The sequence below is a fragment of the Streptomyces sp. NBC_01669 genome (genome assembly GCF_026339735.1).
Classification (GTDB): Bacteria; Actinomycetota; Actinomycetes; order Streptomycetales; family Streptomycetaceae; genus Streptomyces; species Streptomyces yanii.
The window spans coordinates 364,007-382,801 of the sequence record NZ_JAPEQG010000003.1 but is presented as its reverse complement, the minus strand read 5'-3'; the positions used below and the strand labels follow the sequence as shown (position 1 = coordinate 382,801).

The window sequence follows — 18,795 nt, the reverse complement described above, 5'->3', positions numbered from 1 at the left end:
CCTCATCAGCTGTCTCCATCGACGTTCTGCTTCAGTAGGTGCTGATTGGGCAGTTTCGCAGCATCTGCATACTCAGGGAGCTCGATGACGGGGACACCTGCCTTCTCAAGGAACTCGGTACCGTCAGCGCCGAGAACGAAGGTGTCCGGCTCCCGCCATGCGGTGACCACTCGATGGATTCCGGCGTCGCGGATGAGCTGGGCGCATGGCCGGGGACGGGAAGCGCGTTTTGCGCAGGGCTCAAGAGAGCTGTAAATGGTGGCGTTGGCGAGGCGCGGGTCATCGTCGGGGATCTTGACGAGGGCGCCTTCCTCGGCGTGGTCGTGGGGGTCATTCTCGCGGGAATAGCTGCGGGCGAGCTCGGTTCCGTCGATGGCGACGATGACCGCACCAACGGAGAAAGCTGTCGTGGACGGCGGACACTGGGCGGCGAGCTCGCAGGCCACGGCCAGCCATGCCCGGTCCGCAGCGGTGGCTTTGTGGCCGCGGCCGGGCTGGCCGCAGGCCCCCGCGGTGCGGTTGATGCTCATCGGTTCTCCGTGCTGATGTCTTTCGGGGCGTACCGCAGGAGTACGACGTCGCCGATCTGCCGAGTCTCCAGGAGCTGGAGCCGGGCGGAGGGCCCACCGAGATAGTTGGCGGGGCCGAACATCCGTACGGCGTCGCTCTGCCCGACAAGGAGTGGGGCGATGACTAGTTGGAGCTCGTCGGCGAGGGCGAGCTCCAGGAGCTGGGTGTGGATGGTGCCTCCGCCCTCGACCATGAGCCGGCCGATGCCGTAAACCTGGCCAAGTACGTCGAGAGCCGTCTGCCAGGTTGCGTCAGTGGGGATGCCTTGGATCGTGGCGAGATCCCCGAGGTTCGCGCGCGCCTTCTCCGACGCCTCGTTGCCAACGGCCAGGACGAGCTTCTCCCCTCCGTGGTGCCAGAATTTCCAGTCGGGGCTGAGATCGCCAGTGCCGGTGATGGTGACCTTGAGCGGGTACTCGGGGAGGCCGTCGGCGATGCGACCGGCGCGGCGCTGCTCGGAGTTCACAAGGAGGCGGGGGTTGTCCGCGCGGAGGGTGCCAGCCCCGACGAGGATCGCATCGACGCTGGCTCGTACAGAGTCGACGCGATCGAAGTCCTCGGCGTTGGAGAGTATGAGCCGTTCCTCGCCCGGTCGGGTGTCGAGGTAGCCGTCAATTGATACAGCGGCGGACAGTAGGACGTACGGGCGGGACACGAGGCAGCTCCTAGAAGCGGGTGGACAGGGACGGGCGGGGTTTCAGGCGGGGTGCAGGACGATCCTGTCGAGGGCCGTGCAGCACCCTTCACGACCGTTGCCCGGTCCAGCAGGGTCGTCGTGGCCGGCGCCATATATCCGGCGCCTCATCAGCTCGTCCATGCAGGCAGGATCGCACCGGCCACTGTCAGCAGGTGCAGCTACTGGGCGACTTCGTACTTCACGACCGTGTCCGAGCAGCCCTCGGACAGCTTCTCCAGGGCGGCCCGCTCCTTGTCGTCCGCGGTCAGCTTCCACCTGAGCTTCGTGGCGGTCCAGTCGGCCAGGTAGGTGCACCGCGCGGACTCCGCCGGCGGCATCCACTCCGACGGGTCCTTGTCCGCTTTGCTCCGGTTGGTCCTCACGGTGACGGCCACGAGCGACCGCTGGGCATCGAGATCATTCGCGTATCGCATGCGCCGGGCCGCGTCCCATGCGAAAGCACCGCTGTCGAAGGCCTCGGCAAGCGGGACCATATGATCGATGTCCAGCCGCTTCGCGTCGGTGACGGTGACGTCGTCGTAGTACGAGAGCCACTCGCCTCCGGTCAGAGTGCATCGCGCCCCCTGCTCCGGGGCCTTGATCGCCTCGGCGATGAGTACTTCGTTGCGGGTCGAGCACGAGTCGCCGTCTTCGTCGATCCAGTGCTTGAAGCTGTCGCGCTCGTACCCGGTGCGCCTCTCGTCCGCGGCCGGGATCTTTGCGATGGCCTCGGCGAGGGACAGGCCATTGCCGCCCGCGGGGGCACCCGGCGCTGCTGAGGGGCTGCCCTCAACCGGGACACTGGCCGAGGAGGCGGGAGCTGACGGCTTCGAATCGGATGAGTCGGTACCCGCCGGGCCGGGGCTGCATGCGGCAAGGGATGCCACGAGAACGGCGGCAGCGATGGGGACGATACGGCGGGCTTTCACAGCGGTACTCCGGGATCGACGACTGATGCGGCCTCATGATCTCAGAGTGCAAGTGGGTGTGACAGATGGTCATATGTGTTGGTCGTCGCCCGCTGTTGCCCGGTAGCAGCATCGGTTTCGAGGTGAGGTCACCACCGGGCCAGCGCGGCTGTGGAGAGTACGACCTGGCCTCGACGATCTCGCCCCAGCCATCAACGCTCAGCGCGGGCTCGGAGTCGGTCACGTCAAAGACGGCATCGACGTCCCCCACCGTGCTCACGCCGGTCGCACCCCTTGTCGCGCTCCTCCGCCGGAGTGAACCCGCAGGCCACGTCGTTCTTCCTGCGGCCAAAAGCCCGTATGTCTAATGTCGTGATCAAAAACGTGATGCGTGCCGCGGCGGTTGCCGCCCTGGCCCTCTCCTCACTGGCCACTCCCGCCTCCGCCTCCGGCAGCACCGGCACCGTACGGGCCGGTATCGACTGCCCGTCCGGCTACGTGTGTATCTACCCGGAGATCAACTTCGGTGGGCAGCCATGGGTACGGCGTGCCGTGGACGGCGGCGTGAAGGACCTGCCGTCCGCGATCCGTGACCGCGGCAGCTCAGTCCGCAACAACTCCGACCGCACCGCGCGCGTCTACGAGAAGCGGAACTACAGCGGCCGCTGGGTCTGCGTGACCCGCAGCGGCGGCTCCATCCACGACCTGCGCGGCTACAACCTCAACGACCAGACCCGCTCCCTAAAGATCAACCGCAACGACTGCGGCTGAACACCCCCAATGTGTTTCTGAGCGGCGAGGGGGCCTGGGTGCTGCCGAAGCCAGAGGTTGATCTATACGCGGGTCGCGGCGTGCACGAGTGACCGGCTGGCCCGACACCGGTCAGGTCAGAGCCACTGGGCCCAACCGAAGGTCGCGATGTATGCACGCTCGATCGCCTTGCAGCTGCGTCCGCCGCGTCGGCGGACGACGGCCAAGGCCAGCGCAAACCAGACCGCGAACGCGCCGCCGATGATCAACGGCCACTTGAGGCCCTCCAAGTACCCGACCGCACCGAGTGCCAAGGCCGTCACCACCAGACCGAAGTGCGCCCCGCCCCGACTGGAGCGCAGTACCTCCCGGAGCACCCGCCGATCCTCTGCGAGGACCCGCTCGTACGCGTTGGGTGCTGCCTCCGCGCTGCGCTCCCGCTCCACGTCTTTCTCCACGAAACCCCCCTCAACAGATCCAGCCCTACGCAGGGCCGACCCACACCCCCACAGACGCACCACCCTTCACGACCGTTGCCCGGTCCAGCAGCGAACGCCTCAACGCACGACCCCATGCTGCCTAGCAGCAGCTGCGTGTCATGGACCGTTGCTCACGCAAGCCTGTCCGACACGCCGGAAGAGTGCTCTCAGGACTCACCAACATTTCGTGCGCCGAGCCACGCGTCGCTGTTCCCAACAATCGGCTACAAGCGTTCCCCGTTCTCGCCTACGCAGCCATCTGCGCCCTCCTCAGCCCAGGCCCAGACGGGACGCGACCCGCTGGTTCGCCGCTGCCCACGTCTGTTCGATATACCTGCCGAGCCGCCCTCCACCGGCGAAGCCGACTGTGCCAGAGTGACCGGGCAAGCTAGCAGGCGTTGGAGGGGCAAGCGTGCGACGTGATCGGGGACTTCCGGTACTGCGGGAGAAGGACCTGGTGCGCGCCAGGGTGGACGTCGGGCCGCTTCGGCAGATCACTGTGGTGCTGGGACGTGCGGGCGGCGGCAAGTGGCACGTGCTTTCGCGGGCGCCGGGGTGGCGGGCGCACTGCCGCTACGCGAAGCATCTGACGGGAAGCCCTCATGTCCTGCTGGACGTGCTGGACCAGGTGTGCCGCCACTGTGCCGGTGCTCTGGATGTGGCGCTGGGCGAGGAGGCGTTGTGGCTTGCGGCGGCCGAGGTGGTCACGGCCGACGCGCGGGTGCGGAAGCTGGAGGAGGCAGGGCCGGGTTCGAGGTCCTGGAGTGGATACGCACAGGTGCTGTGGGAGGCTGCCCGGCACCGTGACCCCAGGGTTCGGGAACGGCTGCAGACGTGGTCGGGAGACCTTGTGCTCGGTGCTGCCGCGCGGCAGATGATGCAGGCGTGGGCGGGGGTGTTGCAGCGGTCGGAGGAGGCGCTGGCCGCGTGGCGGGCGGCGGCTCCCGGAGCGCACGAGGCCACCTCGGTCAGTGCGGCGTGCAACGCGGTGGCCGCCGACGGACAGGTGCACCGGCAGGGCCTGCAGTTGGCGGCCGCGGTGGAACGGTCCCGGTGGGCCCAGCCGTTCGATGCGTGGGCGACGATCCGGCGGGCATGGAGCACCGCCCGCGACCAGGGCGGCGATGCAGCAGACGCGCGTACAGCGGCGATGAAGGCGCTGGAGACGACGTGGGGGCAGGCACGGGTACGTGATGTGACGGCCCTGCCGGAACCGGCGGCCGTGCCCAGCGGGCGCTTCACCTCGCCCGCACAGTGGGCGGATGCGGAATTCCAGCACCTGTGGCGGCAGTACGTATCGGAGTGCTGCGACAAGCTGGAGGAGGCGCTGGACGCGTCCGCCACTGGCGAGGACGCGGGGCAGCAGCAGTTGCTGCTGGTGACCGGCTGGCCGCTGACCCGGGAGCGGGATACGGAGCTGGCCTACCTGGCCCAGTACGAGCAACACGGTCCCGTCATGCCGTTCGGTGCACGCCGGCACCGTTACGGACCCGAGCCCGAGCATGCCGTGGTGCTATCCGTCCCCCGGTTCGCGGCCCAGCATGCCGCCGAGCACACCCGCGACGACGTGGGACGGATCGTTCCCGGTCCCGTCCTTCCCCAGGGGGCCGGTCCGGCCGAGCAGGACGTGCTGGCCCTCCAGCGCGGCGCCTACCCCTACCTGGCCACGGACACCGGACAGGACGGTGCGGGCGCGCAGCCCACTCCCCTGGTAACCAAAGCCCGGGAGACGCGGCGCAGCGCACGGCGTGCGGTGCGGGCCTGGGCCGGCGAACCCGACTCGATCGAGCGGTACAACGCCCTGGTCGTCGGCCAGTACAGCTGGGTGCCCGACGACAGCCAGGGCGGTACCGCTGCTGAGGAGATGGCATCGCTGCCCATCCACTGGCTGAAGGACTGGACACTGTGCCTGGACGTCGAGTGCGGATCCCGGCCCGACACCGTGCTGCACCGCCTGTACGGCACGGTGACCTCTTTCGAGCCGGAGACCGGCCGCTTGGGGTTCTCCCCCACCGGTGGCCACCCGGCCATGTCGGTACCGGTCCACCGAATCGTCGCGCTCACCGGCGACGAGCAGCGGCGCCGTACCGGGGAGGCGCCCGCCCACGAACCGTACGGCGACCACGAGCCGGGAACCTGACCTCTCGGAACCGGGAGTTGCCCCTGGAGGGCACTGATGCACGAGCGTCATGGGCCCCGCCTTGGACGTGACAGCGAACTGGTGACCTGTCCGGCTGGCCGGCCATGTCGGTAAAGGGGGGCGGCCGGGGTGAAACGCCGCCGCGACACGGGACGCCGTCGCGGCGGGTGAGGCAGCCGATGCCGTCAGATGCGCCAGGAGCGGACGTGGTCGCCTGCCTGGTAGACGTTTGCCTTGCCAGCCTGGATGTCGCGGACCAGTTCCACCAGCGCGCCGTATGGGGGGTCGATGCCCTCGCCCGAGGCGTGCATGTAGGCCGCAGCAACCTGGCAGGCGTACAGGGAGTTGCGGTACGGCAGTGGCTGGAGCCGGACCAGGGTGTGCAGGAGAGCGGTGGCGCGCCAGGCTGCGTCGGGTTCGGCGGTGGTGGGGCGCGGGATGCGGGTCTTGTGGCGGGCGACGGCCGCGACGAGAGCGGAGTAGTCGGCGACAGTGACGTCTTCGGGGACGGCCTGCTCCTGGACGTCCAGGAGCCAGGGGACGTCGATGTAGAGGACCATCAGGCGGCTTCGGCTCCCTGCTGGCGATCAGCCGGCGGCATCTCGTCGGGGAAGGCGTCGTCGAACTCGCCCCGGTGCTGCTCGCCCCAGGAGATGGCGTAGCGGACGAACTGAAGGCGCTGCTGTTCGCGCAGCGGGAGGTCGTGGACGAACTGCTTGAGGGACTTGCCCTCGGCGGTCGCGGCTGCGCGGACCGCTTCGAATTCGTCGTCGGTGAAAGTGATGTTCAAGGACGGCATAACCCCATGGTACCTAGTAGGTACCTAATGGGCCAGGGGATGCTTCGGCGGCCCAGGAGGCCGGTGGTCTCAGCCCTTCGCAGAGGTGACGGCGATGAGGGCGGCGCAGGCCGGGGCCCCCGGCTCTGAGGTCGCGCTTCTTCGTCCGATGAGCGGTGATGAACCTGGTGTACCGCGCGGTGAACGCGCTCGTGGTGCCGTCCCTGTCGGCCAGGACTGCCAGACCGCCCAGGAGGCGAACGACCTCTCGGTAGTGGCGGGTCCCCCGCACGGCGAGCAGCTCTCCTACGCGCCTCCAGCCTGCCTCGGGATCTTGCTGCAGGTTGGCCAGGCGCAGGTCCTGGGCCTGGCGTGCCTCCTGAGCCGCGCGTTCCTTCTCCTCGGTCTCCTGCCGTTCCTCGCGGGCGATCCGCATCGCCGTCTGGGCGGGGACTGCGGCACGGAGTTCGGCGACCGTGCGGGGGGCCGGGTCGGGGCCGGTTGCTGGTTGGGCGCCCCAAAAGCGGCGGCGCCGCACGGACAAGGCCTGGGTATCGGATTCGTGGAGCAGCTGAGCGAGGACGGCGTCCTTTTCGGCCGGGTCGAGGGTGGCGATCCAGGCGCTGTGGGCGGAGAGGGAGGGGCGGGGTTCGGGCTGGACTGAGCGTTGGGCCGCGGCCGCGATGAGGCCTGCGTCGATGCGCAGGAACGTGGCCAGGTCGGTCAGTGGCTGGGGCAGGGCGGCCAGGCCGGGCGGCACCGCGGGCTCGAGGTCGTCGTCGTCGAGTTCGCCGTTTTGCAGGCACAGCAGCCACGCGAGATAGAGGAGCCGTAGGTCGCCCCCGGCGACTTAATGGCGGGATCGGGCGATGGAGAGAAGCCACTGCTCGCCCCTGTCCGCGCCTTCCTCGTCAGAGTCGAAGAGATCGTGGAAGTCCTCGACCTCGTCCTCGGGGTCGGACGACAGAGTGATCAGGACGTATCCCCCGCCCTCCCGGCTGAACGCCGAATCTCCGACGCAGTAGGTCTCGGTGACATCGAGGGGCAGGGCGACTGTGGACCAGCTCATGATCACCTGCCGGGTGCCCCAGTTCACGAAGTAGAGATAGGCGTCGTAGTGGGTCTGCACCAGAACCTGCGGGTCGCCCTTGAAGCCACCCCAGCCGTAGGTGTTCACGAAGCTGTGACCGGTGAGGCGAGCGCGCGTGGTCAACGCACGGATCTCCGCGAGCTGCCCGTCGGTCAACGGAGCATCGACCCCGAACTGGTAGTGCTGGAACTCCGACATGCTGCCCTCCCCCTGGACCGTCCGTGCGCGGTAGGAATGCCCGTCTCCGCGCTCATGAACTCAAGTCGTCTGGCCGGAAGGAAGGGCCGGTCTGCGACTGCACAGCCGGGACGGGGCGGCGCCCGGGCGGCATGACCCGCTCCAGGTCGCGTAGTACCCGCTGAGCCTCGCCGCGGACCTGGGCGGGGACATCGCCTTGCTCAGCGACAAGGCGGGTGTAGATCGGGGTCTCCTGGAACACGTGCGAGGTCTGCTTTCTGACAGCGAACGGGAGTCCGCGGCAGCGGTGCGCTGCCGCGTCGGCTGGTGGCCCGACGGACGTTGGTTAAGGGCGGTCTACAGCTGGGGGTCGAGGCCGAACTGAGTCATCAGGTCGGTGAAGAGCTCCTGTGCGGCCTCTCCCAGCGCCTCGTCCTTGCCGACGGGGGTCAGCGTGGCGGCCACCGGCTGAATGCGGTGCGGGCGGCGCGCGTAATCGGGAATGCTCATGAAACCCCCGTACTCGGAGACGACCGCTGCCAGCGAAGCTGCCGGTGCGGCGGCAGCGATGGCAGCGGTCAGATGCAGAGCGCTGTCCACCCGGAGCCGGCGCGCCAGCTCGACGGCGATGGCAGCAAGATCCCGACAGCATTCCCCCACGAAGTCCTGGTGCAGGAGAAGGCCTTCTTCAGGCGCCTCTCCCAGGAGTCCTTCCCGAATGGCCTTCCAGGACAGGTTGACCGCCAGCACGACACTGCCGTCGTGGTGCAGCTCTGCGTAGATCTCCCGCCCGGCGCCCAAGGTGAGCGTGTTCAGCACCCAACGGCGCAGCCCGGGGCGCGGATTACTCGAGACGATCTCCAGGCCTGCCAGGGGGCCGACGACTGGACGGTTCCTGGTCTGGGTGCGGGCCCGGGCGGCGTGCAGGGCGTTGGTGGCGTCCTCGCGGGCGAGGCGGGGTGCTGTGCGCGGCAGCGGGCGGTCCGGGCGGGCGACGGCAAAGAACCAGGCCGCCGGCTCCTTCTGCTGGGCGAAGACCGTCTCCTGGACGTGGCCGAGGAGGCGCTGGACTTCTTCCTCGGCTCGCTGGGCGTGGGTGAATCGGTCGCGGTAGGCGCGTTCGATCTGGTGCTCGGCCATCCAGGCGGTGTGGTCCTTGTCCCGGTAGGGGACGACGGCGGCCTGCTGCTCCTTGTCCTTCTGTGAGGTCCCGTACACGTGGTGCGGGGCCATGGCGCTGGCCGGCACGTCGACGACGAGGACGCTGGCAGTGCCGTCGGGCGCGGTCAGCGTGCTGAAGGTGAGGTCAGGCAGGTAGGGCTGCACGTGATTGCGGATCCACTGGGCGTACTGCTGGACGTTGACCTCGCCGGGATCGATTCCCACCAGCTCGGTGGTCTTGTCCCGCACGCCGAAGATAAGCAGTCCGCCACGGGTGTTGGCCATCGCGGCGACGTCCTTGGCCAGTTCGTTCCACCGGCCGTCCCGGGGCGGCTGCGGCAACTTCTCCTTCCAGTCCAGATCGTCCGACTCCGCAAGGTTGTCGGCAGCGGCCTGCCGGACCATGTCGAAGGAGAGCGGGCCGGGAGCAGCACCGAGGTGCTCGTGCAGTCGAGTCCAGGAACGGGCCATGCCCGGCAGCCTAGGGGGCGGCACCGACATTGCCGGCCGGACACTGAGGTCTCACGCCGAGCCCGAGCAGCCCGGCCAAGGAGCAACAGGCGGTGCTGCGCCGGGCACTGGTGCACATGGCGCGGCACTTCGGCTACGTGTGGGCAAAGAAGACCTGCTGTAGCCCCTCGCGCAGACGCCGATGACGCCCGCGCGTACCTGAGCCCCACCCGAATCCGCGGCGAAAGCAATTTCCCCGTACATTTATCGAACATTGCCCGTACTTTCGACTGGGTTCGTCGGTGCCGGAACCGGGGGCAGCAGGGCGCCGACGAGGGCGAGTCTCGTCCAGAAGGCGAGCAGGATGCGAGACGGACGCCGATCGTGGCGGCCAATTCCACCGCCGAGGCCCACGCGGTGCCACGGGCAAGCGGGGGAACTGCCCCCTGACTTCCCGTACAGCGCTTCGGGCGTTTGCGGGGAGGCTTCGTATCATCACGACCACCAGAGGAAGCTGGTCAGCCGCTCGTCCGGGCGTTCCGGGGCGGCGTAACGCCCCGGCCGGTCCCCTCCCGGCAAGACCGCCACCCGCCAAAGGAAGCAATCAGCCATGAGCAGTCGCAGTGACATGCACTTTCCGGTCATCCTCAACGGCCTGGACTACCTGCACAGCTCTGTCAGCTCGCTCGTCGACGAGCCGGAGGGCCGGGAGCTGAAGTACGCGGTGCTGCATCTTCAGTTCGCGGCGGAGACCCTGTTCAAAGCACGTCTGGAGCTGCACGATCCGGCCCTTGTCTGGGTGAAGACGGCGCAGTTCGATGAGCGGCTGCACCAGCAGGGCATCTTCAAGAGTGTCGGGACAAAGGACGCCTTGGAACGCCTGCGCGACGACGTGAAGATCGCAAACCCGATCGATCCGGAAGACGTCGGCCTCAAGGCCCTGGTCGGTCTCCGCAACCGCCTCACCCACTTCGGTGCGACGGACACCGCCATCGCGGTGGAAGCCCGGGCCATACCCGTCCTCGACCTGCTCCTGACCTTCATCGACGAGGAACTGCTGCCCCACGACACCAGCGACTCGGCTGCGGAAGCCCACGAGCTGATGGAGACCATCCGGCCGCTGATCGGCCGCATCCGCGGCCTGGTCCACCACCGTCTTGGCCCGCTGGGGGAGAAGCTGGAGCCTGCCAGGAGTCACACCCTGCGCTGTCTGTCCTGCGGCCACTTCGCGGCGGTCGTCACCGGTGGCGAGCACCGGCCTGTCGTCTGCCTGCTCTGCGGCAAGGCGTACGACGACATCGAGGGCGCGGTGGACGCGTACGGGGTGGGGAGCTTCTACGAGGCGGTCACCCAGGGCGGTGAACCGCCCGCGTACGAGTGCGCGGAGTGCTCGACGGCGGACGCATGCGTCGTGCCCGCCCAGACGGCAGACGAGCCCGACGGCCGAGTCCTGGTGTGCCTGTGCGGCGGTCACCCGCTTGAGGGGGTCTGCGGATACTGCCAGCGGGCCGCCGACTTCGCCCTCTCCGAGGCACAGATGTGCAGCGACTGCCGAGACATCGAGTTCGCCAAGTTCTGACAGACGCCAGCCTCCGGGCAACACTGCTCGCAAGGCTGCGGCCCTGGTCGCGTACGGCTGACACACCCTGGGCCCTCCCTTTCCCCCGCCGTACCGACGGGACTCGACCAGGGTGCGTCTCGGTCATCTGTGGCACAGCAGTTCAGAGAGCTCTCTCTCCGCTGCAACAAGAATGAGAACGCACCCAGGGCTCCAGTGGCTCACCGGCCGGGGTGGCGGGCGGCTGGCGTGTGGTTGTGCGGGTGGGGTGGATTCTGAGGTTGGTGGACAGCCCGTTGTACTGCGGAGGTGAAATGCTCGGTGCGGCGCTCGATGTCGGCGATGATGCGCTCAAGGATCTTCTCCTGCTGCGCGGAGAGAGCCGGCCTGTCCGGTGGATAGATCTCGGTGATCGCGGCGTCGAGGCGGGCGCGTGCGATGGGCCGACCGGCTGCCTGGGCTTGGTGGAGCAACTTCGTGCAGAGGGTGCCCTCTGCGACGCCGGCCGCGCGGTACTCCTCGTTGATCTGCTCGATCTGACGGTGATGGGCAGGGTAGAAACGCATGGTGGTCGGGAGTTTCGGTGGGCGGTGCTCGATGCTGTCGGTGACCAGGCTGTGTGCGGCTTTTTCGATGAGGGCGGGGATGGCGGCGGCTAGATGACGGCCAGCCATGGACATCCGGTAGAGAGTGTGGAGTACGGGGCCGGCTCCTTCGGTGTCAGCGAGGAGGGAGGCGCGGGGCCGAGGGGGGTGTGTGCGGCTTCCTGCATGCGGTTGCCAGTCCGGCCCGTACAGCAGGCGTCCGGTGCGCAGCGCTTGGGTGGCGGCGATTTCGCAGGCGGGGTGCGGGGTGAGTGGTTGGGGCGGGGGGACTGCTTGGCTGCGTTGGCGTGTGAGGTAGTCGTATCGGGGCAGCAGGGGGCGGGCGCTGGGGTCGTTGAGATCGACGAGGTGGTGCCATGCTTCGGCGACAGTGTTCCAGCGGCGGGCGGAGGTCTGGAGTTCGGCGTGCAGGGCGAGTTGCGTATCGGGGCTGTTGGCGCTGATGTGCTGGAGGAGTTGGGCTGACAGCAGGCGGGTCAGGGCCAGGGAGCGGGCGAGTTGGGGGAGGTCGAAGCCGGTCAGACGTGGTTCGCCGGTGGGGGTGCGGGCTGCTGCGAACGCTATGCGTAGGAGTTGCTCGCTGGCGTTTTCGAGGTGGGTGAGGGTCTTGGCGGGTGGTTCGGCCGGAACGAAGGGGATGGGGCGGGTGTCGGGTGCGGCGGGGAGGGATCCTGTCTCGTGGTACGTGTCGCGTGTAGCTGCGCGGCCCAGCACGGTGGCTTGGTCGAGCTCGCGGCGGGCGGACTGCAGTGCCTCGACTTGGGCCGGATCGCTGCGCTCGGCCATGTCGGTGGCGAGGCGTCCGAGTTCCCAGGTCACGTCAGTTATCCGGAGAGCCAGATATTTCTGGCTGCCGGCCTGTGTGAGCAGCAGTGCGTACGGGGTGAGGAGTTGCCGGTCGGGTCCGCGGTGGGTGTGCAGCAGATCGCGGCTTGCTGCCAGTGCTGCCAGGGCGTCGTGCAGGGGGGTGGTCGCCCCGGCTGTGGCGGGGGGCTTGAGCCGGCTGGCGATGTGCAGGTAATTGGTTGCCTCGATCAGGTGAGAGCGCAGGTGAACGGTGGCTTCTTCCATGGCAGCGGGCGGCTCGCCCTCTTCCCCAGCCCCATCCCAGTTCAGCTCTCTGGAGTAGATGTCGAGTTGTATGAGAATGTCGAGGGTGGACGCCAGTAGTGCCCCTGTGTACCCGTCGTCCGATGCGAGGGGCCGGGCTCTGCGAATGTGCTCTACGGCCGCGTCGAAGAGCTGACCCAGCTCGACGCTCATGGCGTCCGCCACATCGCAGAGAGCGCCTGATGAGCTGTGGTGGCGTGCGCGGCTGCTGACTGCCGCGCCGTGGCGTCCGGCTGGATGCCGACGCCCGAGGGAGACTGCAGAACCCGGGCCACGTGGTCGAGCAGGCGGGCGCAGCTGCCCGTGGCCGCGCGGGATGGTTGCGGTGCTTGAACAGGTCGGCCAGATGCCGGGGACAGGAGGTACCGGCGAGCTTCCCGGCAGGACTGCGCTGCTGCCATGGCCTGGACGGAGTCAACACCGTACTGCCACACCGCGGCATCCGCGAGCCGCTCGCCGAGGTTGAGGATGTCCCAGGCGGCCGCTGCGGCCTCCTGCCCGTACTCATTGCGCAACTGGTCGGCCAGAACATCGAGAGCATCACCCATATCAGCCATGTTCCCTGCCTAAGGTGGATAGTTACGTGCCCCAGCGTGTCATCACGGGCTCTGTGTCGAAGAGCAGCGTTCTATAGCAGTTCAGGAGGCACTTCGGCGTCCGGCACCGAGCTGTTGTTCCCCTCGGCCCCGCCCTGCGCACCGCGGCCGCAGACGCCGTCGGCAGCACCGAGCAGATCACCTGGAAGGCCCTGCAGGATGCGCTGGCCCACAACGCGTAGGGCTGCTGCCGGGGGTCAGCGCCGAACCCGCGAGAGCAGCAGTTCCCGCACCTCCGCGACGCCCTCGCCGTGATCGAACTTGGTGTCGAGGCACTGCGTGTCGTCGGAGAACTGCTCCGCCCACAGCAGCGACCCTGCCGCTGCCAGAAGGTCGGCGCCCGCCTCTTCGGCAGCCGCGCCTGCAGGAAAGACGACCAGGAGGTCGGCGACGGCCACCTGGTCGACGACGAGGGCGACCACGCCGGCGGCAACCGTCGGGTCGTCCCAGGGAGCGGACAGCGAGAGGTGATCGAAGACGAGCACATTGAGCGAGCCGAATTCCCGCAGGCCTACGGCGCCCTCGCTCAGCAGTTGCTCAGCCACCTGAGCGCAGAAGCCTCCCTGGGCGGACAGTCGGGACCGCAGGCTGTCCAGCTGCTTCACGTCCGGGAACCACTCCTCCACGTCCTCGTAGATCAGTTCGCCCCTGGTGCAGTGGCTGTACTCCGAATCCGTCCCGGGCTGCGGGCTGCCGCCGCCCCGGTAGGGGGTGAGAACAGCTCGCAGGCTGCCTACGGGTGCGCCGTCGGCACGTATCTGCACCTGCCAGATCTCCGTCGCGGAAAGGCCGAGAAGCGGCGTGGTGTGCTGGAAGTCAAGCGTCAGGCCGGCCGGGTCGGCCACAGTAGCTGGCTGGGTAGTCATAGGATCGGCTCGCTCTCCACGGTGTGCCCGCCCATCGGGCAGAATGCCGAGCCTAGGGCTGCCTCAGGTCTCTGACGCTTGAACTGTCCGCCGCACCTTGAGCCCTCCCAGCAGGCGGGCAACGAGTTCGTCTGGCGTCCCAGCGGGCGGGCTCCGGCTTGCTTCCCCTGGTGCTCCGCCCCTTCGTACGGATGGCCTCGTCCGTGTCGCCGCTGTCGGCCGGCGGTGCCGCCACGTCGGTACCGCTCGTCTTGAAGTCCTGGTCGCAGGGCGGGGGTTAGGGGGTGTCCGGCGGATCAATCCGGCCGAGGCTCAGGGCTGCCTGAGGGCTCGGAGCGGTGACCTCATAGGGTGGCCATCCGGACGTTGCATGCAGTGCGCTGGGGCACTTAGGACATCAGGAGTGGGCAATGGACGCGATCGAGTCGGTAACGGCACTCTCTCGCCTCGTGCCGACTACGCATGGCCGGGACGAGGAGATCGACTGGAGCGAGGTGGAGGCGGCCTGGCCCTCCCGCTTCCCCTCCGACTATGCCCTCTTCATGCAGACCTACGGCGCGGGAACGTTCAGCGAAAGCGTCGTCGTCTTGCTGCCCACGCTGGGTGTCGATGGGTACCCGGGTGGGTCAGGCCTGGAGGACGAGACGGAAAACGCGCGCTACACGTGGGAGATGGAACGCGATTTTGCCGACTTCGATCTGGACCCCTCATCCATCGTGGCATGGGGCGTGACGTCGGGCGCCGATATCTACTGCTGGGTGACCACGGACGACAATCCAGACCGGTGGCCTGTCCTGGTGTGCGGGAGGCACACCAACCCGACTTTTCAGTTGCACCCCTTTGGGATGGTGGAGTTCCTCCACAGGGTTCTCGGCGATGCCTCGTTCCAGGAGCAGACGATCAGCGTAGTCCTGCCGGAAGAGGCGTCCTTCGTCAACTGGCGTGAGAAGCAAAGGATCCGGTCGCCCCGCTCCTAACGCGGGCGACCTGATGGTCTGCCAGTCGGTGATTCACGGGCGGAGCCAGAGCCGGATCGCGGCGATGGTGACGGTGCCATGGAAGTTCGTGGCCGGGATCCGGGTGGCGATCGCCTCCAGTAGCGCGCCGCACCGACGGCCAGCGGGCCGCTGAACGCCCGGCTGGCCACCGCCCACGAGCCGTACGACTTCCCCCTCGGCCGAGTGGCCAACGACTGCCTGCGGCTCAGCCGCGGTAAGCCTGGTGGACACGCGCGGCAGCGGCTGCCACCGCACGGTAGGCCTGGCGCCGTTCTTCCTGAGCCGCCTGCTGAGCGGTGAAGTCCATGGCCCGGGCCACGGGGTCGAACACGGGCTGGGCCGCGGCCCACCGCCAGCGGGCGTCCGGGTGCAGCACCTTCCACAGCGCATCGGTGTAGGCCGTCAGTCGCTCTGCGGACCGGGCGAAATGGTTGCCGCTCAGTGCCTTGCGTGCCTTGAGGTTCGCACCGGGCCGCAGAAGCTGGAAGGCGCCGAGCAGCACGGCTGGGCCCGGGAGTGGTTCGTGTGCGCCGAGCAGTTCGGTCGCGCAGGCTCGCAGGGGGGTGAGGTCGTCGTTCAGGTTGGCTGCGGACGCCTGGGCGAGGCCGGCGGCTGCCCAGTCGCCTCCGCCGTGGGCGTGGATGGTGCCGGGGCCGAGGCGGCGGCGATGCCACTCGGCGGCACCGAGAGTTTCGCGGCCGGCTATCCGCGTGCAGGCGGTCTCGTCCAGAGACGTGGTCACCGGGGTGGGGGTGAAGCGGCGGGCAGGGGCAGTGAAGGTGGCCCGGGTGCGCAGGTGTTGCCACAGGCGGGCGTGCAGGCGTGCGTCGTCGCGCGGATCGTGATCGCCCCGTCCGCGGATGTCGAAGGGGCCGTTGCCGTGTTTGGCCCGTCGTACCCGCAGGGTGTGCCAGGACAGTTCGCTGAGCCCAAGGCCGGTGGTCCACTGTCCGCCGCGTGCTTCGTGTAACTCAACCAGGGTGTCCACACACCGGTCGACAAGCGCGTCGGGCAGGGGCGTGATCATGGCCACTGCGCGCAGATCGCCCTGCAGCAGCCCGTGGCCCACGACCAGGTCGGCCTGTTCCAGAGCCGTCAGGGTCTGCGGCGCGGCATACGGGCCGTCGATGAGTTCGTCCCTGATCCAGGTCAGTGAGCGGTCATCGGCACGTGCCCAGACGATGCCGATGCGCTCCACCAGCCAGCTCTCCGGGCCCTTCGTGTGCTGATGGCGGGTCACGCGGCCGCCCTTGGCGAAGTCGGCGTCGATGAAGGCCACCAGACGGCGGGCGGGACGGGACCGGTGCTTCTTTCTGCTGGCCATGGTGGCACCGTAGCGAGCACCACTGACAACCTGTGCGTACTCAACGGCGGTTCGCTGGATCTGGCTACCGCCGGATCCGGGCCCGATGGCCCTGGCCGGTCCGTCCACGAACTGCGGGTGCTGTCGTCAGCCTGCTGTCTCCAACCTGGTGGCCGGTTACATCCCACACCGGCGGCTCTCGCCTCGCGGTGCGGCTCCTGGCAGCTGTCAGGCGCTGGTCTTGGCGACGGCGGCGCGGAATTCCTGCGTCATCAGAGCGACCGAGCCGCGCTGTACGGGCACCGGGCCTGGCTCGCCCCACACCTTGTGCAGCACGGCGCGCACCCGGCGGTTCATCGCAGCGTCGACCGCCGCCTTGTGCTCCGCGGGCACGTCACGTGTGTCCTGAACGGCAACCATGGTGCCGTAGCGGGTGCCGATCCATCCGATCGTGGTGACCTTCCAGCCGAGCTGCCGGGCCGCTTTGCGCATCGCAGCCCGGATCAGCTCCACCCCACCCAGTCCGACGGCCTCCTCATCGTCCAGATTGACCTGGTTCGAACCGCCGTACCCGCCGGCGTTCTCAGGGCACGTGCGGGCCAGGAGCGGGGCCAGGGCGTCGGCCATGGCGATACAGCGCGGGTCTTTTGCGTACGAAGGCACCTGCGCATCGTAGGGCCGCGCAGGGCCTACGTGGTTGCCGCGCGGTCGGCAACGGGCCCGCGAACGCGACCGCCTGGACGCGCTACGCGCGTACTGCGCGGGCGCCCGTGGCTTAGCGGTCGGTGGCTTTGGGGTGGCCAGTGGACGCCTGATCGATCCAGACCGTGCGGCGCTCGGCGTCCAGCAGGTACCAGATTCGGCCGCCGGCGGTCACCTCGATCTGCCAGCGCTCTATCGTCCGGCCGCGGTGGGCGCCGTGGCCCAGCTCCCCTTTGAGTCGGTGGTGGTGCTCGGTGCGGGTGGCCGGATCCGGATCGGTCCGCATCACGAGCCAGGCGGCGCGTGTATTGCCCGCGGCCTGCATGGCCATCTGCTCCCACCCCTTGGCGGCCTCCCCGTTGGCGAACCGGACGTCCCACTCCCCCGGCCCCGGCGGCGGGACGGCGCGGTCCCCGCGCCTTGGGCTCACGCGGCGGCCTCAGGTTCGGGCACAGGCCCGTAGTCCTTGCCAGAGTCGGTGGTGAGCGCGGCATACAGCTCAGGGTCGGCGTGCACCTCGGCGGTGTGCCGCCACTCGGTGATGAGCTGGGCGACCGCGGCTGTGCTGTCCAGGTCCGCGGCGGCGCCCAGGGCCCCGACCAGCTCGACGGAGAAGTCCCGGACGTCGTGGGCAGGCAGGTATCGCACCCACGGGAAGGTGGCCGGCAGTACGTCCAGGACGAGCGTGCGGCCCTCGGGCGTGCGCATCATCTCCACGAACATCCGGGTGGTCGCGCCCAGGACCGTGCTGTCCTGTTCGGCGCGTGCGGCCGTGGTCAGCACCAGGTCCTCGTCGTCACGGCGCCGGAGCCTTATCCGCCGGGCACCCCTCAGGGCGGCCAGCGTCACCTTGGGCTTGTTCAGCAGGTCCGAAAGGTTCGCCTCCACGCTCATAAGTTGAAGTTTAGTTGACAAGTCCGAAAAGGGCACTTCCAGAACCGCCCCGGACACGTGATCGAAGACCCGGCCGTACGGGGGCACCGGGATCGAGGCACTCGCCCCGGATGGCGGGCGGCACGCTGCCGCCAGGCCACCGATTCGGGTATCTGGCCTCCCGCAGGCCCGGGCCCCCCGCTACCGTGGGGGCATGGCCAGGGAAATCCGCATCAACGTCGACGACGAGACCTACGAGCAGCTTGAGCGCCTCGCGGCCGACGGTCACGCCGAGCCGGAGCAGTACGCGGCGCAGCTGCTGACCGCTGACATCGCCCGCTCCCGGTTCAACGAGGCCGCGAAGGGGTTCCGTGACGAGCACGCCGCGGGCTTCGCGGCGCGGTTTGGTGGCAGCCAGGGGCAGGCCGCCGCCTGATGGCTCCCGTCGTCCTCATCGACGAAGGGTGGCTCCTGGAGGTCGCCCAGACCTACATTCCCGGGGATCCGGACGTCATCGACTACGGCGCGCTGGCCGCCGCTGTCGCCCGGCACCGTTACGCGGTCATGGGCACGCTGGTGTATCCCGAACCGCATCACCGGGCTGCCGCCCTGCTCCACACGCTCGCCCGCGTCCCTGCCCTCGAGCACAGCAACGAGCTCTTCGCTGCCATGACCGCCTCCGCCTACCTGCAGGCCAGCGGTCAGCAGGTCAAGGTCACTACCGACGACGCGGCCGATCTCGTCGCTGCCGTCACCGGCGGCCGCTTCACCATCCGCGACGCGGCTGCCGCCGTAAAGAAATGGATCAGCTGACCTCGTCCCCGGTCCGCCCGTTGCCCCGGGGCGGGTCACTGGCCCAGACCTGGGCAGGCTGCCGGACCCCGGGGCGAGGCACCCTGCAGGAGCTTCTACCGGCTCGCTGATCGTGGTCGGTGTCGCCGACCGGTTCTGCTGCCAGCGCTCGGGCTCGTCAGACATGGCGAGGCTGCGGCCGCAATTGCGTCC

22 protein-coding genes and 1 pseudogene are annotated in these 18,795 nt (G+C 68.7%); 6 read left to right on the top strand and 17 right to left on the bottom strand.

Annotated features, from left to right (window positions below; genetic code table 11):
* Positions 1-5 precede the first annotated feature (5 nt).
* A pseudogene (locus OG972_RS48765) lies at positions 6-1,225 on the bottom strand (dihydrofolate reductase family protein).
* Positions 1,226-1,425: 200 nt separating this feature from the next.
* On the bottom strand, positions 1,426-2,175 hold the full coding sequence (locus OG972_RS48760) for an HNH endonuclease family protein (protein WP_266993602.1): 750 nt from the start codon (positions 2,173-2,175) through the stop codon (positions 1,426-1,428).
* A 351-nt stretch (positions 2,176-2,526) separates the two neighbouring features.
* On the opposite strand from OG972_RS48760, the gene OG972_RS48755 reads away from it, so the two are divergent.
* Positions 2,527-2,925 carry a peptidase inhibitor family I36 protein gene (locus tag OG972_RS48755; RefSeq protein WP_266993600.1) on the top strand — a complete coding sequence of 133 codons (399 nt, stop codon included), beginning with the start codon at positions 2,527-2,529 and terminating at the stop codon, positions 2,923-2,925.
* A 116-nt stretch (positions 2,926-3,041) separates the two neighbouring features.
* On the opposite strand, the gene OG972_RS48750 is transcribed toward OG972_RS48755, so the two are convergent.
* Positions 3,042-3,362, bottom strand: coding sequence for a hypothetical protein (locus OG972_RS48750; protein WP_266993598.1), 321 nt, complete (start codon positions 3,360-3,362; stop codon positions 3,042-3,044).
* Positions 3,363-3,795: 433 nt separating this feature from the next.
* Between OG972_RS48750 and OG972_RS48745 the strand changes: the two genes are divergently transcribed.
* A complete protein-coding gene (locus tag OG972_RS48745; RefSeq protein ID WP_266993596.1) occupies positions 3,796-5,523 on the top strand; it encodes a hypothetical protein in 1,728 nt (575 codons plus the stop codon).
* A 185-nt stretch (positions 5,524-5,708) separates the two neighbouring features.
* Here OG972_RS48745 and OG972_RS48740 read toward each other — a convergent pair whose 3' ends face one another.
* The 6 genes from OG972_RS48740 to OG972_RS48715 all read right to left on the bottom strand — a co-directional run bounded on the left by OG972_RS48740 (position 5,709) and on the right by OG972_RS48715 (position 9,200).
* Positions 5,709-6,083, bottom strand: coding sequence for a toxin Doc (locus OG972_RS48740; protein WP_266993594.1), 375 nt, complete (start codon positions 6,081-6,083; stop codon positions 5,709-5,711).
* Positions 6,083-6,322: a hypothetical protein gene (locus tag OG972_RS48735; RefSeq protein ID WP_266993592.1), complete on the bottom strand. Its 240-nt coding sequence runs from the start codon at positions 6,320-6,322 to the stop codon at positions 6,083-6,085. The genes OG972_RS48740 and OG972_RS48735 overlap by 1 nt, the downstream gene beginning before the upstream one ends.
* Positions 6,323-6,335: 13 nt before the next feature.
* Positions 6,336-7,061 (bottom strand): hypothetical protein, encoded by a 726-nt coding sequence (locus OG972_RS48730; RefSeq protein ID WP_266993590.1) that lies wholly within the window; start codon positions 7,059-7,061, stop codon positions 6,336-6,338.
* A gap of 90 nt (positions 7,062-7,151) precedes the next feature.
* The gene (locus OG972_RS48725; RefSeq protein ID WP_266993588.1) at positions 7,152-7,589 is read right to left on the bottom strand and encodes a hypothetical protein; all 438 of its coding nucleotides are present in this window, start codon (positions 7,587-7,589) and stop codon (positions 7,152-7,154) included.
* A gap of 52 nt (positions 7,590-7,641) precedes the next feature.
* Complete coding sequence (locus tag OG972_RS48720) at positions 7,642-7,830, bottom strand: hypothetical protein (RefSeq protein ID WP_266993586.1); 189 nt, start codon at positions 7,828-7,830, stop codon at positions 7,642-7,644.
* Between the two features lie 95 nt (positions 7,831-7,925).
* Positions 7,926-9,200 (bottom strand): helix-turn-helix domain-containing protein, encoded by a 1,275-nt coding sequence (locus OG972_RS48715; RefSeq protein WP_266993584.1) that lies wholly within the window; start codon positions 9,198-9,200, stop codon positions 7,926-7,928.
* 589 nt (positions 9,201-9,789) lie between these two features.
* Between OG972_RS48715 and OG972_RS48710 the strand changes: the two genes are divergently transcribed.
* The gene (locus tag OG972_RS48710; RefSeq protein ID WP_266993582.1) at positions 9,790-10,758 is read left to right on the top strand and encodes a hypothetical protein; all 969 of its coding nucleotides are present in this window, start codon (positions 9,790-9,792) and stop codon (positions 10,756-10,758) included.
* Between the two features lie 200 nt (positions 10,759-10,958).
* Here OG972_RS48710 and OG972_RS48705 read toward each other — a convergent pair whose 3' ends face one another.
* From OG972_RS48705 to OG972_RS48695, 3 genes are all read right to left on the bottom strand, one after another.
* Positions 10,959-12,605 (bottom strand): hypothetical protein, encoded by a 1,647-nt coding sequence (locus tag OG972_RS48705; protein ID WP_266993580.1) that lies wholly within the window; start codon positions 12,603-12,605, stop codon positions 10,959-10,961.
* Positions 12,602-13,000, bottom strand: coding sequence for a hypothetical protein (locus OG972_RS48700; RefSeq protein WP_266993578.1), 399 nt, complete (start codon positions 12,998-13,000; stop codon positions 12,602-12,604). Before OG972_RS48700 ends, OG972_RS48705 begins: the two co-directional genes overlap by 4 nt.
* 245 nt (positions 13,001-13,245) lie before the next feature.
* Entirely contained in the window at positions 13,246-13,914 is a 669-nt protein-coding gene (locus OG972_RS48695) for a hypothetical protein (protein ID WP_266993576.1), read from the bottom strand.
* A gap of 410 nt (positions 13,915-14,324) precedes the next feature.
* Between OG972_RS48695 and OG972_RS48690 the strand changes: the two genes are divergently transcribed.
* Positions 14,325-14,891: an SMI1/KNR4 family protein gene (locus OG972_RS48690; RefSeq protein WP_266993574.1), complete on the top strand. Its 567-nt coding sequence runs from the start codon at positions 14,325-14,327 to the stop codon at positions 14,889-14,891.
* Positions 14,892-14,924: 33 nt separating this feature from the next.
* On the opposite strand, the gene OG972_RS48685 is transcribed toward OG972_RS48690, so the two are convergent.
* The 5 genes from OG972_RS48685 to OG972_RS48665 form a co-directional block, all read right to left on the bottom strand.
* Entirely contained in the window at positions 14,925-15,143 is a 219-nt protein-coding gene (locus OG972_RS48685; protein WP_266993572.1) for a hypothetical protein, read from the bottom strand.
* Positions 15,118-16,236 (bottom strand): hypothetical protein, encoded by a 1,119-nt coding sequence (locus OG972_RS48680; protein WP_266993570.1) that lies wholly within the window; start codon positions 16,234-16,236, stop codon positions 15,118-15,120. Before OG972_RS48680 ends, OG972_RS48685 begins: the two co-directional genes overlap by 26 nt.
* 207 nt (positions 16,237-16,443) lie before the next feature.
* The gene (locus OG972_RS48675; RefSeq protein WP_266993568.1) at positions 16,444-16,878 is read right to left on the bottom strand and encodes a hypothetical protein; all 435 of its coding nucleotides are present in this window, start codon (positions 16,876-16,878) and stop codon (positions 16,444-16,446) included.
* Positions 16,879-16,990: 112 nt separating this feature from the next.
* A complete protein-coding gene (locus OG972_RS48670) occupies positions 16,991-17,347 on the bottom strand; it encodes a hypothetical protein (protein WP_266993566.1) in 357 nt (118 codons plus the stop codon).
* Positions 17,344-17,811, bottom strand: a complete 468-nt coding sequence (locus tag OG972_RS48665) for a hypothetical protein (RefSeq protein WP_266993564.1) — start codon at positions 17,809-17,811, stop codon at positions 17,344-17,346. Before OG972_RS48665 ends, OG972_RS48670 begins: the two co-directional genes overlap by 4 nt.
* 193 nt (positions 17,812-18,004) lie before the next feature.
* On the opposite strand from OG972_RS48665, the gene OG972_RS48660 reads away from it, so the two are divergent.
* Together OG972_RS48660 and OG972_RS48655 are read left to right on the top strand one after the other, a co-directional pair.
* A complete protein-coding gene (locus OG972_RS48660) occupies positions 18,005-18,226 on the top strand; it encodes a hypothetical protein (RefSeq protein ID WP_266993562.1) in 222 nt (73 codons plus the stop codon).
* Entirely contained in the window at positions 18,226-18,603 is a 378-nt protein-coding gene (locus OG972_RS48655) for a fic family toxin-antitoxin system, toxin component (RefSeq protein ID WP_266993560.1), read from the top strand. Before OG972_RS48660 ends, OG972_RS48655 begins: the two co-directional genes overlap by 1 nt.
* Positions 18,604-18,795 lie beyond the last annotated feature (192 nt).